Annotated in this window: 12 protein-coding genes; 4 read left to right on the top strand and 8 right to left on the bottom strand. The window is 69.8% G+C overall.

Annotated features, from left to right (window positions below; all coding sequences use genetic code 11):
• Positions 1-173 precede the first annotated feature (173 nt).
• From AB0N89_RS05265 to AB0N89_RS05250, 4 genes are read right to left on the bottom strand one after another with little or no spacing between them, the layout of a single operon-like run.
• Entirely contained in the window at positions 174-1,256 is a 1,083-nt protein-coding gene (locus AB0N89_RS05265; protein WP_364200401.1) for a thiamine-phosphate kinase, read from the bottom strand.
• Positions 1,240-1,836 carry a dCTP deaminase gene (gene dcd / locus AB0N89_RS05260; RefSeq protein WP_364200399.1) on the bottom strand — a complete coding sequence of 199 codons (597 nt, stop codon included), beginning with the start codon at positions 1,834-1,836 and terminating at the stop codon, positions 1,240-1,242. The genes AB0N89_RS05265 and dcd overlap by 17 nt, the downstream gene beginning before the upstream one ends.
• Positions 1,827-2,528, bottom strand: a complete 702-nt coding sequence (locus tag AB0N89_RS05255; protein WP_364200397.1) for a hypothetical protein — start codon at positions 2,526-2,528, stop codon at positions 1,827-1,829. The genes dcd and AB0N89_RS05255 overlap by 10 nt, the downstream gene beginning before the upstream one ends.
• The gene (locus AB0N89_RS05250; protein WP_364200395.1) at positions 2,525-3,805 is read right to left on the bottom strand and encodes a helix-turn-helix transcriptional regulator; all 1,281 of its coding nucleotides are present in this window, start codon (positions 3,803-3,805) and stop codon (positions 2,525-2,527) included. The genes AB0N89_RS05255 and AB0N89_RS05250 overlap by 4 nt, the downstream gene beginning before the upstream one ends.
• Before the next feature lie 363 nt (positions 3,806-4,168).
• On the opposite strand from AB0N89_RS05250, the gene AB0N89_RS05245 reads away from it, so the two are divergent.
• On the top strand, positions 4,169-4,501 hold the full coding sequence (locus tag AB0N89_RS05245) for a hypothetical protein (RefSeq protein WP_364200393.1): 333 nt from the start codon (positions 4,169-4,171) through the stop codon (positions 4,499-4,501).
• Positions 4,498-5,124, top strand: a complete 627-nt coding sequence (locus AB0N89_RS05240) for a hypothetical protein (RefSeq protein ID WP_364200391.1) — start codon at positions 4,498-4,500, stop codon at positions 5,122-5,124. The genes AB0N89_RS05245 and AB0N89_RS05240 overlap by 4 nt, the downstream gene beginning before the upstream one ends.
• 22 nt (positions 5,125-5,146) lie before the next feature.
• Here the strand turns inward: AB0N89_RS05240 and AB0N89_RS05235 are convergent, their stop codons facing one another.
• Complete coding sequence (locus AB0N89_RS05235; RefSeq protein WP_364200389.1) at positions 5,147-5,812, bottom strand: DUF998 domain-containing protein; 666 nt, start codon at positions 5,810-5,812, stop codon at positions 5,147-5,149.
• Between the two features lie 236 nt (positions 5,813-6,048).
• Between AB0N89_RS05235 and AB0N89_RS05230 the strand changes: the two genes are divergently transcribed.
• Entirely contained in the window at positions 6,049-8,547 is a 2,499-nt protein-coding gene (locus AB0N89_RS05230) for a M14 family zinc carboxypeptidase (protein WP_364200387.1), read from the top strand.
• A gap of 65 nt (positions 8,548-8,612) precedes the next feature.
• Here the strand turns inward: AB0N89_RS05230 and AB0N89_RS05225 are convergent, their stop codons facing one another.
• Positions 8,613-9,692 (bottom strand): DnaJ domain-containing protein, encoded by a 1,080-nt coding sequence (locus AB0N89_RS05225; RefSeq protein WP_364200385.1) that lies wholly within the window; start codon positions 9,690-9,692, stop codon positions 8,613-8,615.
• 151 nt (positions 9,693-9,843) lie between these two features.
• Here AB0N89_RS05225 and AB0N89_RS05220 point away from each other — a divergent pair, with 151 nt between their 5' ends.
• Entirely contained in the window at positions 9,844-10,710 is an 867-nt protein-coding gene (locus AB0N89_RS05220) for a prolyl oligopeptidase family serine peptidase (protein WP_364200383.1), read from the top strand.
• 6 nt (positions 10,711-10,716) lie between these two features.
• Here AB0N89_RS05220 and AB0N89_RS05215 read toward each other — a convergent pair whose 3' ends face one another.
• Both AB0N89_RS05215 and AB0N89_RS05210 read right to left on the bottom strand, forming a co-directional pair.
• Positions 10,717-11,637, bottom strand: a complete 921-nt coding sequence (locus AB0N89_RS05215) for a hypothetical protein (RefSeq protein WP_364200381.1) — start codon at positions 11,635-11,637, stop codon at positions 10,717-10,719.
• On the bottom strand, positions 11,634-12,158 hold the full coding sequence (locus AB0N89_RS05210) for a hypothetical protein (RefSeq protein ID WP_364200379.1): 525 nt from the start codon (positions 12,156-12,158) through the stop codon (positions 11,634-11,636). Before AB0N89_RS05210 ends, AB0N89_RS05215 begins: the two co-directional genes overlap by 4 nt.
• Between the last annotated feature and the right edge of the window lie 119 nt (positions 12,159-12,277).

Genomic DNA, 12,277 nt, shown 5'->3' with positions numbered 1-12,277 from the left:
TCTGGGTCCCTCAAGGAGGCCTTCACGGACTGGAAACCCTATGCGCGGCGTGAGCAAAGGCGTGACTCGCGTGACGGGACGCCGCACTCACGAGCCCGGGCCGCGCCGCGTCTCTCTTGCAAGGTGTGAAAGTCGCGTGAGGGGGCCTTCACGGACCTGACCCGCGACCAGCGTCAGCCCGCGCGTCTGCCGAGGACCTCGGTGATCAGCTTCGGAAGCTCGCCACCGTGCCACGAACTCGGCGAGAACCGCTCCTGCGCGATCCCTTCCCAAGGTTCGCCGTCGTCCAGCGAGATGCCGTCCTCGCGGGGGACGAGAGTGCCGATCTCCTGCGCGGCGACACCTTCCGCGGCGAGGGTCTTCTTGGCGAGTTCGACGTCGTCCGGCCGCACGGCGACCACGAGCGTCCAATCGCCCCAGGCCTGCGCGAGCTCGAACCGGCCGAGTCCCGCCTGCGCGCAGACGTCGGCGGGCGCGTCGTCGAGCCGGATGTCGGTCATGATCCGCGCGCCGAGACCGTTGGCGCCGCAGAGGGTCCGTACGGTCGGGAAGAGCCCGTCGGACACGTCCATCGCCGCGCGCGCCAGTCCCGCCGTGGCGAGGGTCTTCCCGGCCGCCACCTGGGCGATCGGACGGCAAGCGCGGTCGCGGATCTCGGCGACGAGATGTCCGGGCAGCCGTGCTTGCTTTTCGACGAGCAAGGCGTACGCCCAGAGATAGCCCGGCGAACCGACCAGCAGCAGACGATCGCCCGCCTCGGCGCCCGCGCGCCCGAGCCTGCTCCCGGGAACGCAGCGGCCGATCGCGGTCGCGGTGAGCTGCCGGACCGGACCGTCCCGGAGATCACCGCCGACGACCTTGGTCCCGTGTGTCGCCGCGCACTCGTCCACGCCGTCGAGCAGCCGCCGGAACTCGCCCGCCGTGGTCGTCTTCGGCAGCGTGTAGTTGACGACCAGCCCGAGCGGGGTGGCGCCGGCCGCCGCGAGATCGGACAGGTTGATCGTCGCCAGCAGCCAGCCCGCGTGGTACGGATCCATCTCGCCCAGGATGGTGACCAGCGGGGTGGGGCAGCTGTCGGTCGTGGCGACCAATTCGCCGCGAAGCCCTTCCTCGGCGTCGAGGACCGCGCAGTCGTCACCGAAACCGCGGACGCCGCCGTAACGCGGCCGCAGGATGTGCTCCAGGATCGCGCGCTCGCCGAGCTCGCCCAGGTGGACGTCGTCGCCGACGGGCGAGAGTTCAGTTACGACCGACATGGTCCGCCAATCGGGACGGGGCGACGGTGTGGTCGCTGGAGTAGTTGTTCGGCATGGCGCCGTAGGGCTGATCGCTGCCGGTGGAGGCGAACAGCATCAGATTGCAGATCCGCGTGCCGGGATGCAGGAGCACCGGATGCCGTAGATGGTTGACGATCTCCAGGGTCAGCACGGCGCCTTTCTCGCTGCCGAAGCCGGGGCTGACCTGACCGCAGAGGACGACGCTGATGCCGAGCCGCGCGTAGTCGCTCGTTCCGTCGACGAGCCCGGCGAGTTTCTCCGAAAGCCCGATTTTCTCCAGTGTCGGCGCGAGAACGACCTCGCCGGGCTCGACGCGCAGCCTGCCTTCGGCGTCGAGTTCCTTCGGCCGCAGTTCCGGATACGTGCTCCGGTCGGCGATGTCGACGGTGCCGGTCGATTCGAGCGCGAACGCCTCACGCCCGAGCCGCAGGCTGATCGCGGCGGGGCGGACAAGGGCGGGGTCGAACGGAGAGAGGGAGAGTTCCCCGTTCCGGTGCGCGCGCCTGATCGCCCGGTCGGTCAGGATCCCGCGGCGCAGCGCGGGCCGGATCAGGGGCATGGTGCCACCGCTTTCGCGACGGCACCGACGAGGACGCGGAAATCGGTCTCGGTCAGTTCGCCGTTGGGCTGGTCGTCGGTCTGGCCGGGTTCGCAGTACACGACGGTGGTGCTGCTGCGATGCGGGCCCTGGACCACCACCGTCGCGGTCAGGCCCGCCGCGATCGGCCGGACGGTGTGCACGACGGCGGTGTCGCACGAATAGACGTCGCCACGCCGGACGTGCGGGGTGGCGACCACCGCGAGCCGGGCTCGGCCGTCCGCGAGCAACGCGGCGGGATTCGCCGGATCGGCGCCGTAGCGGTACCGGTCGTGTTCCTTGCCGCCTTCGGTCGTTTCGCGGTACTCGACCATGTGCAGGCCTTCGCCCGCGACGATGGCCGAAGCGAATTCCCAGCGGTGGCTGTGCGGATTGGATTCACCTCGGGACGGTTCCTCGGATTCCGGCCAGACGTGGAGCCGGATCCGGTAGTCGGCCGAGGCGTGGAGGACCATTTTGGCGAATCCGTTGGGATGCCAGTAGGAACGCTTGGCCGCGGCGCGCACGGCCTCGTCGTCGCCGAGGATTTCTTCGAGCCACGCGAGAAAAACGCCCGGGGCGTCCTGGACCCGGTGCGCAACCGTGCGCAGCCAGGTCAGATCCGCGTCGCCGTCCGGAGCGGCGGCGAGGGTCGAGGGCGGGGAGTCGATCATGGAGTTCCTGGAGGACTGAGCGGGGGAGCGGCGGCCGCGAGGGCGGCCGCGCGGAGGGCGGTGACGGCGTCGAGCGTCTGCCAGATCGGGAGATCGCCGCTGCCCCAGACCCACAGTCCCTGTTCGGCGTCATAGCGCTCCCAAAGGGTTCCGAGCGCGCGGTTGAGCCGGGGGAGTGGCAGGTGAGGGGCGGTCGCGAGCGCTTGCACGACCCAGGCGGCGGTGAAGTGACGGATGATGATCCGGGTCGTTCCTTCACCGTCGGGCCGGGGCCTTTCCAGGTCCTCGGCCACGCCGTCGTCCGAGTGCGATCGCTCGATGAGCCATTGTGTGGCTTCGTCGGCCGCTTCCCGGACGTCGTTGCGATCTTCGCGGCTGAGCAGGACGTCCCGCAGAGCGACGACCGACCGCGCGGTGTGGACCACCGAGGCCTCCGGGGCGACGAGGCCGGCCTCGTTCTTCTCGGGCCACAGGCGTGAGCCGTCGAAGTCGAGCCGGGCCGCCAGGAGGGCGTCGATCAGCCGGTCGGTCAGCGGGGCGTCCGGCCGCAGCCGGACCGCCGTGTGCAACACGGCGGACAACAGGTACGGGCGGGTGCGGCTGTACGGGTCGAGCGACCCTTCGAGCCGTTCCAGCCCTTCGTCGGCGGACATGGTGCTGGTGCGGAAAAGGGCGTCGACCACGGACGCGGTGGTCTCCGGTCGTTTGCCGCCCGCACGGCCGCGCCAGTCTTGGGCCGACTGCAGCCGGTAGAGATCTTCGGCGAGGGTGTGTAGGTCGATGTAGGGATCGCCTACCACCAGCATCGTGTTGATCCCGTACGCGGTGCTCAGCGCCTTGGGGCCGGTGTTCTTCTGCAGGTTGTGCCGCCAGCCGAGCGGTTTGCCGTCGGCGTCGCGGATCAGGTGCTCGGTGAGTTTGGCCCCGACGGTGTGGAAGACCCGCAGGAGCGAACGAGAGGTGTCGACGACGCCCGCGTCGCCGACGGACGGCGGGGCGTGCTCCTGGGGTGACCGGGCCTTCTCCACCAGCTTGAACAGCTTGTTCGCGGCGCGGAAGTGGTCGTCGAGCTGGCGGGCGTTGTGCGCCGACGGCAGGTACTTCGCGGTCTCCCACTGGGTCAGGTTCGCCCTGGTGACACCGATGATCCGGGCGGTCTCCGCCTGCGTTTCGCCCGCGGCTTTGCGCAGCCGCCGCAGCTCACGGCCGACATCCGACGCGGTAACGGTTTCCGCATCAGGGCTTACCGGCCGGCCGCCGTCCGATGTAGGCTTCATGTAGGCACTAGACACGGGCTTACCTACCTCTGGTAGGCAATGTAGGGCGGTGACTGAACGTGCACACAACGGCGAGAGTACAGCAAGCGAATCGGACCGTGCTGGCGCGTGGGTCAACGTCGTGTCACAACGTGCGAAAGACCGCGAAGGACCCTGTTGTGCCAGGTCCGAGGGTGCGTGACCCGCCCGGTGAGCCGGGCCGGTGCGACCCGGGCCCGATCGGAAAGTGGATGCTGTCAGCCATCTGATCGTGACGCTGAGCATCCGATTCGGTTCGAGCCGTCTGCGGGCCACACGAATGCCGGAGTAGGCGTCGTGTGTGCCGACCCGAGTCCGCGCTTCGCAGTATCGGGGGTGAACTTCATGTCCCACCACGAGAACCACACGGCAACACCCCGATCTTGGTTCGATCGGCTTCTCGAGCGCTTCCACGAATGGCTGTTCGCGGCCGGGGAAGACTCCCGCGCGGCCGCACGCGGCTGGCAGGTGACCCGGGTCCCGGGGAGCAGGCGCCACGTCTACCGCGATCCCCGCTGGGACACCGTGCACGCGTGCGAACCGTGCGGGGGCACGGGGTGGTGGCCCTACGAGGACGCCGTTTGCCCGGACTGCGCCGGTGACGGCGTCGTCCACGCCATTCCCGCGGCGGCGCTGGCCGCCGAGCACACCGCCGGACGGACAGGAGGAAGGTCATGAGCCGCTGGCAGGAACCCCAGGCGATCGCCGAACTGGCCAGGGAGGTCACGGTGGTCAGAAGGCCCAATCCGTTCGCCGCCCTCTATCACTGGCGCTACGAAATCGGTGCGCTGCTCGTCCTCCCGTACGCGTTGTTCACGCTTTTCCAGGCCGTCGGCCCGATCTGGGGCGCGGTCGTGCTGTTCGGCGTCGGGAACTGGCTGTTCTACTGGAAATCGGCGCGGCGATTCCTCCGCGACCGGCTCCGCTCGATCGTCGTGCAGCACCGGCTGCGGACCGGGTTCGCCCGGGCGCGGGTGTGCACGCTCGACGGCAAGCTGCCGGTGATCCTGTGGACCAAACCGCGGGGTGACGAGGTCGACGTGACCGTGTTCTGCCCTGCAGGGGTCGGTTACGAGCGCATCGAGCAGCGGCGGGCACTGCTCGCCGCGGCGTGCTTCGCCACCGACGTCCACGTGTACCGCCATCACAAGCGCGCCAACGTGGTGCATCTTTCGGTCTGCACCGCTCGGTTGCGCAAGGACGCCGACGAGGACGACGTCGTGCCCGCGCCACGATATGCCGGGCAGACGGACGGTGCCGTCATGCCCGTCCAGGACATGTCGCGCGGGTTCCTCGTCTGACGCGGCGAAGGGCCGTGTCTCGTCAGGCCGGGCCGTCGGGATCGCCGGCGGCCCGGGCCGGGATGAGCAGCGACGCCAGCGCGATCAGCCCGGTCAGCGCCATCGCGCGTTCGACCAGCCCCAGCGGGATCGCCTGCCACCACGGCCTGCCGCCGTTCATCGACACCACGATCGCCCCGAGGATCACGCCGAACCAGGCCAGCGCCGCGACCGCGAGCACCCGGGTCACCGCGCGGCGCGCGGGAGAGGCGGGGAAGACGGCTTTCGCGGCGAACCACACGGCCAGCGGCAGGCAGACGAAGGCCACGACGCTCGCGATCCGGTGCACGGTGCCGCCGGTGCTCGGCCCGATCGCCCAGTTGTTCTTGGGGAACGCCACGATCACCACCAGGCTCAGCGTCCAGAGCGCGCAGAAGACCGACGCCGCGGAGAGCGCGGGCAGGTGCTTGCGGCGGATCAGGGCGCCGAAGCCGATCGCCGAACCGATGGCGACCAGCAGGACGGCGACGTCGAAGATCCACTTGTTCTCGCTCAGCGCGTACTCGCTGATGGTGCGGCGGACCGGGCTGATGTCGCTGGTGGCGGGGAGGACCTGCAGCAGCAGGATCAGCAGCGCTCCGCCGGCGACCGAGCCCACGGCGGCCAGCAGGGCCAGCGGTGATCTGGCGGTGACCTCGGACGTCGTCATGGTGGAAAGGTAACCGCCCAACCTGAAGGTTTTCTTAGGTCCTCCTGTCGGAATCGACAGGAAAGTCCCATTCTACGGTGTCCGTCCGCGGTGATCGTTCCGGCACTTTCGGTGAGATCGTTGGGCCGAAAGGGGTGCAGGCGACTTGTGGCGGGTCCCTCGGACGGGGTCTCGGGTCTAGTGTCTCGCTACCGGTGACCTCACCCGGTCACCGGACTGTCCAAGGAGGTCAGTCTGTGGGGTATTCACCAAACCGGCGAAGAGCGGGATGGACGGCGGCGACACTGGTGCTCGCCGGCACCTTCGTGGCCCTTCCGTCGGCCACGACGGCGGGGGCCGCGGACAACGTGGTGCGCGCCAATCAGGCCGTGCCGCGGTCCTGTTTCGCCGCGTTGCAGAAGCCGGGCACGTCGGGCGCCGACCGCCGTGAGTTCACGTCCACAGTAGACGGTCTGCTGCAGGCGCGGCTCGCGCCCCGGGGTGGCGCCGAGGGCGACTGGGACCTCGCGGTCTTCGATCAGGCGACCGGTGGCGTGATCGCCGCGTCCGCCGCGTTGCGCAGTCACGAACTCGCCGAAGGATTCGTCAAGAAGGGCCAGAAGCTGGTCGTGCAGGCCTGCCGGTACGACGGGCAGACGCGCGACGCGTTACTGGGGGTCGACTTCCTCGCGCTCACGCCGCAGGGGACACCGACCGGCGCCGCGCCCGCGCCGCAGCGCGCCGAACTGGTCCGGGTCGAGACCCCGGCCAAACAGGACAAGGACAAACTCCTCCGGCTCGGGCTGGACGTCACCGAGAAGGCCGACGCGACCGGCGTCGAGGTCGTCCTCGCCAACGACGCCGACCGCAAGACGCTGGCGGACAACGGCTTCAAGTCGAAGGTGGTCGACGCCGACCTCTCGGCGCGATCCATCCAGAACGCCAAGACCGACCGCGAATACGCCGCGAAGACGCCGGGCTCCACCCTGCCGTCCGGGCGCACGAGCTACCGGCACCTCTACGACTACCAGTTCGAGATCAAGGAACTGGCCCGCAAGAACCCCAAGCTCGTCACGGCGTTCACGCTGCCGCAGCCGACCTGGGAAGGCCGTGACGTCGTCGGTCTCGAGATCGCGACCGACGTCAAGAACATCAAGGACGGCAAACCCGTCAACTTCACCATGGGCGTGCACCACGCCCGGGAGTGGCCGGCGGGCGAGCACGCCATGGAATGGGCCCTCGAACTGGTCAAGGGCTACACCGGCAACAACCCCGAAATCCGCGGCCTGGTCGGCCGGACGCGCAACATCGTCGTGCCGATCGTCAACGCCGACGGCTTCGAAATCTCCCGCGAGGCCGAGCCCAAGGGCGACTTCTCGCGCTTCGACTACGAGATGAAGCGCAAGAACTGCAACGTCAACGACTCGCCGAAGGAATTCGCGACCGGCGTCTGCAAGGCCAACCCCGGCGGCCGTGAACGCGGCACCGACCCGAACCGCAACTACGCGGGCTTCTGGGGCGGCGCGGGCGCTTCGACCCTGTGGCGCAGCGACACGTTCCGCGGCTCCGGCCCGTTCTCCGAGCCCGAGACGCAGAACATCCGCTCGATCGTCTCCAACCGCCAGGTGACCAACCTGATCACGCTGCACACCTTCTCGAACCTGGTGCTGCGTGTCCCGGGTGTCGCCGCCGTCCGCCCGCCGCTCGACGAACCGGCGTACAAGGCGCTCGGCGACAAGATGGCCTCGCGCAACGGGTACACCAGCCAGCCGTCGTGGGCGCTCTACGACACGACCGGCTCGACCGAGGACTGGTCGTACTGGGCCACCGGTGGCTGGGGCTTCACGTTCGAGATCGGCAACACCGAGTTCCACCCGCCGTTCCAGGCCGGTGTCGTCGCCGAGTACACCGGCGTCGCTCCCGCCGCCGGCGCGGGCAAGGGCGGCAACCGGGCGGCCTTCATCGACATGCTGGCCAACGCCGCCGACCCGGCGGCGCACTCGACGCTGATCGGCACGGCGCCGAAGGACTACCAGCTGAAGCTGCACAAGACCTTCCAGACGCCGACCGCCCCGGTGGTGCAGCCCGACGGCTCGACCAAGCCGCCGATCTACGTCACCGACGACCTGAACTCGTCGCTGTCCTCGACCGGTGGCCGGTTCGCGTGGTCGATCAACCCGTCGACCCGCCCCTACGTCGCGGGCCGCTACGGCCGCGAACCGCAGGGCCCGGCGCAGGCCGGCATCGCGGTGACCAACCCGCCGGGCGTCCCCGCGATCAACACGAATTACCCGGCGAACCCGACGTCGGAGAGCTTCACGTTCCACGTCGACGGGCTGCCGAAGGTGGACAACGGGAAGTTCAGCGTCGACCTCAAGTGGGCCAGCCAGGACACCGACTGGGACCTGTACGTCTTCGACTCCGCGGGCAACATGGTGTCGTCGTCGGCGAACGGTTCGACCACGGAAGAGCACGCGATCCTGTACGACCCGCCCGCCGGGGACTACAAGGCCGTGGTGGTCAGCTACGCGCAGGCGAACCCGTCCACTGTGGACGACTGGACCGGCGGCGTGTCGTTCCAGTCGCCGATCCCGCCGACCTACGGTCCCAAGGAGGCGTACCAGCTGACCTGTACGTCGCCGAAGGGCAAGCTCGTCGGGCTCGCGGACGTCTACATCGACCGCGGCCAGACGGTCGACGTCGGTGAGGTCTGCACCCGTTCCGCGCGCGCCAACAAGGAGCGCTCGGGCCGGTAGTTCTTTTCAGTACGGGAAGGCCCCTTCCTCGCGCCAGGCGCGAGGAAGGGGCCTTCCCGCGTGTCTCAGCCGGAGCCGACCACCCGGTCCCGCACCACCCGCATCGTCGCCGAGTCCACAGTGGACGGCTCCGCCGCCAGCCAGCCGCCGAGCTCGTGCAGGAACTGCTCCGGTGTCATCGGCGGAGCGGGGGAGGGATCCTCGGGATCCGTGGTGATCTCGCCGGTCCGGCTCGGGTACACGATCATCGCCCCGCGCAACGCGACGCCCGGGAGCATCCGCCGGTACTCGGCGAGGCTTTCTTCGAGCCTGCTCCCGCCGCCCCGGAAGGCGCGGCCGTTGCGCAGCAGCCGGTCGTCGTCCCCGGTTTCGTAGTGCCCGGGCAGCCACAGCTTCGATTCGACGAGCACGAGCCGCTTGCCGCACAGCACCGCGTGGTCGACGTCGGCGAACACCGAGTCCGGCCACGAGAGGCCGTGGAAGATCCGCGCGCCGGGCAGCCGGGTCAGGTAGCGCTCCAGCAGGTCGGCGGTGAGGCGTTCGGCGAGCTCGTCGGTCTCGGTGCCGGGGGTGCCGAACACGCGCTTCCCGCCGAACTCGGCGGCGAACCGGTTCTTGGCGCGGGACGCGGCGAGGTAGCCGCGCGCGAGCCGCTGCACCAGCAGGGCCGTCCCGGCGGTCAGGATCAGCCAGATGATCAGCGTGGGCGCCGAGAAGCCGACGCCGGTCAGCACCGGCAACAGCACCAGCACCATCCCGCCGACCGCCGCCACGACCGGGGTGTGCCCGGGCCCGCGCCGCCGCCCGTGGCGCACGCGCCCGTCCTGTGCGGCGAATTCCCACCATTCGAGGTCTTCCGGGTCGATCACGACCCGCTCGGGCTCGTAGCCCGGTTCTTCGCCGAAGCGGCGCCTCGGCCGAGGCCGGATCGGCACGCGCACGGAGCGCCCGTCGGCGTCGTAGCCCGCGCGCCGCATCGGATCGCTGAGCGTGTCGTAGGCCTCGCGGACCAGCTGGAACGTGAGCGCGGAGCCCCCGGTGTCCGGGTGATGCGACTTCGCCAGGCGCCGGTACGCGGTCTTGATCTCGTTGACCGAGGCGGCCTTGCCCACGCCGAGCACCTCGTAATAGTCGACATCGGGCACGGGCGGTTCACCTCCAATGGGCCGGGCCGCAACACTATTCGGCCGCCGCCGGGCTCCCGCAACCACCTCCGCGGCGCGTCGGGGTGAAGTCGCGGGCATACTGTTTCGCTTGTGGCGGAACGAGGTCCGCCTCCGATGCGTCGTGGATATCGTGGAGATCGACAGCGTTCGAGGAAGGATTGCGGTGGGAGAACCGGTCACGGGCACGGCCGCGGGGGTACCGTTCACCGTCTTGCCGCCATCGACCGAGGTCAGCGGCCCCGCGCCGGTGGTCGTCGCGTGGCACCTGATCGACGCGCCGCGCACCGACGCGGCCTTCGCGGCCGCGTTGCCGCTGGCCGGGGTGCCGGCATGGCGCGTGTACCTGGGAATGCCGTTGTGCGGCGCGAGAATGGTCGACGGCAGCATGGACGCCATCGTCGAGCGGGCTCAGCGTGACGCCATGCTCGCGTACGTCGACCCGTTCGTCCGGCAGGCGGCGCTGGAGTTCCCCGCGGCGCTGGCCGAACTGCGCGAACGATTCGGCTTCGACACCTCCCGGACGGCCGTCGTCGGCGGCTCCCTGGGTGGCGCCGTGGCGCTGACGGTCCTGGCCACGCGGGAGATCCCGGTCCGCGCGGCGGCCCTGATCAACCCCGCCGTGCGGGCGCGTTCGGTGGTCGGCCTGATCGAAGGAATGCTGGAACGGCCGTACCCGTGGAACGACGAGGCGGAGCAGGCGGCGGATCAGCTCGACTTCGTCGCACGATCGGGTGAAATCTCGGCCAGGGAGAAGCAGGTTCCGCTGCTGGTGGTCAGTGGTGAAGAGGATTTCCCCGCGTTCCGCACGGATGCCGACGAGCTCGTCGGCGCGCTGCGCGGCCAGTACGCCGCGCCCGGCGACATCCTGCTGAAGCGCGTTCCCGGCCTCGCGCATCCGCTGGCCGAGGACCCGGGCATCGAGCCGGCGCCGCAACTGCCCATCGCGAAGCTGGTCGACGACGCGGTCACCGAATGGCTGGGGACACGCCTGGCCTGACGCGGGTCAGCAGCCGGGTGGCGGGACCGATCGGGGCGGGCCGAATTCCAGGCGTTGCTTGTCGGTCTTCGGGATCACGAACGCGACGCCGGTCGAGGTCCGCCAATTCGCCGGGAGGAAGACGTACTGGCCACCGGACTGGAGCAGCAGCTTCAGCCCGGTGTACCGGTACTTGTAGGCGGCTTCGGGATCGGCGCACTTCACCTGCCGGACGCCGTTCGCGGTGAGGTTGAGGCTTTCCGCGCTGTACAGGGTCGCGGCCGGTCTGGTCGGGATCACCCCGGCGGCCTCGTAGGCGCGGCTCGTGCCGAGGGCTCCCGAGTAGTCGCCGACGGCCCAGAAGAGGCCGATGCTCACCAGGACGTAGCCGGTCACCAGCTCCGCCAGGCTCGTCCGGGTGCCGCCTGTCCGGCGCGAGGTCCACTGCCGCCACGAGAACAGCGTCATCAGGACACCGAGCGCGAAGCCGAGCCCGGGAACGCCGGGGTGGTCGCGAAAGGGCTCCGGGTCGAGCGCGATCGCGATTGTCGAGACCAGCAGTGCGAGGCCGAGGACGCCGGCGACCGGGCAGCAGATCTGCAGCAGCCGGGCCCAGCGAGCCTCTCCGAGGAGGATCTTCAAAAACCGGTTCAGCACCAGGAAGAGCAGGATCGAGCCCGCCCCGCCGGTCAGCGGCGGGAGCACTCCGTCGACGCCCCGCCCGAAGATCTCGTCCGGTGTCTGGCCGAGCAGGGTGTAGTGCACGCGGAAGTAGCCGAAGTACGTCTGCGTCTCGACGAGCCCGAAGTAGTAGAGCAACGCGGTGAGCAGGGTCGTGTTGGCCAGCGCGGCGCCGACCAGCCGGAGCGCGTGCGACGTGCCCGCCGCGGGTTCGGCCACCGGAGGCGCGGGCGCGCGAAGGCCCCGTCGGAGTGGCCTCGTGCTCATCCGCTCGTGGTTTCGCTCGGCTTCCCGCTTTCCGGCTTCGAAGGCGACGGGCTTTCCTCCGTGGTCTCGGTTTCGCACAACCTGGCCTGGACCGTGATCGTCTTGCCGGGGTAGACCGGATTCGGGCCGATACTGCGGACGCAGTGGCCCTTGCCCTTGATCACGACCGAGACGCCGCACCGCCGCGGGGTTCCGCAGAGATCGTCGAGATTCTGCTGGATCGCGCTCTGGGCGGTGTCCGGGTCGGTGCCGAGCAGATCGCTGTTGTACTTGATCGGGCTGCCGGGGACGACAGGCGGACGCGGTTCCTCGGTCTGGCCACCGCGATCGGTGCCCGGTCCCGGGGTGGTCCCGTCGGTCGAGGCCGCGTCGGAGGACGCCGTCGGCGCGGTCTCCGTCGTCACCCCGCTGTCCGTGGTCGGATCGGCCGGGGTCGTGTCGCGGGGAGTCGATGCTCCTCCGCAAGCCGCCGCGAAGCCGAGAGCGGCGATCGCCGTCACCGCGCTGAACAGCCGTTTCATGGACCTCACCGTCCTGGGGAAAACGTCCTTTCTCGGTGAGGACGCGGAACAGTGCCCCCCTGATACGTCCCGGCTTGCTCCGTTCGGGGGTATTCCGGGTGATTCCGCCCTTTCGGGCA

Origin of the sequence: Amycolatopsis sp. NPDC089917, from assembly GCF_040684635.1 — a bacterium.
Taxonomy (GTDB): domain Bacteria; phylum Actinomycetota; class Actinomycetes; order Mycobacteriales; family Pseudonocardiaceae; genus Amycolatopsis.
The sequence above is the reverse complement of the archived record's forward strand: the minus strand, read 5'-3'. Positions and strand labels throughout refer to the sequence as shown.

What these genes read in the sequence shown, in the direction of transcription:
- AB0N89_RS05255 (WP_364200397.1), bottom strand. Translation starts at nt 2,528, where the DNA reads ATGATCGACTCCCCGCCCTCGACCCTCGCCGCCGCTCCGGACGGCGAC.
- AB0N89_RS05265 (WP_364200401.1), bottom strand. Translation starts at nt 1,256, where the DNA reads ATGTCGGTCGTAACTGAACTCTCGCCCGTCGGCGACGACGTCCACCTG.
- AB0N89_RS05235 (WP_364200389.1), bottom strand. Translation starts at nt 5,812, where the DNA reads ATGACGACGTCCGAGGTCACCGCCAGATCACCGCTGGCCCTGCTGGCC.
- dcd (WP_364200399.1), bottom strand. Translation starts at nt 1,836, where the DNA reads ATGCCCCTGATCCGGCCCGCGCTGCGCCGCGGGATCCTGACCGACCGG.
- AB0N89_RS05250 (WP_364200395.1), bottom strand. Translation starts at nt 3,805, where the DNA reads ATGAAGCCTACATCGGACGGCGGCCGGCCGGTAAGCCCTGATGCGGAA.
- AB0N89_RS05240 (WP_364200391.1), top strand. Translation starts at nt 4,498, where the DNA reads ATGAGCCGCTGGCAGGAACCCCAGGCGATCGCCGAACTGGCCAGGGAG.
- AB0N89_RS05245 (WP_364200393.1), top strand. Translation starts at nt 4,169, where the DNA reads ATGTCCCACCACGAGAACCACACGGCAACACCCCGATCTTGGTTCGAT.
- AB0N89_RS05215 (WP_364200381.1), bottom strand. Translation starts at nt 11,637, where the DNA reads ATGAGCACGAGGCCACTCCGACGGGGCCTTCGCGCGCCCGCGCCTCCG.
- AB0N89_RS05210 (WP_364200379.1), bottom strand. Translation starts at nt 12,158, where the DNA reads ATGAAACGGCTGTTCAGCGCGGTGACGGCGATCGCCGCTCTCGGCTTC.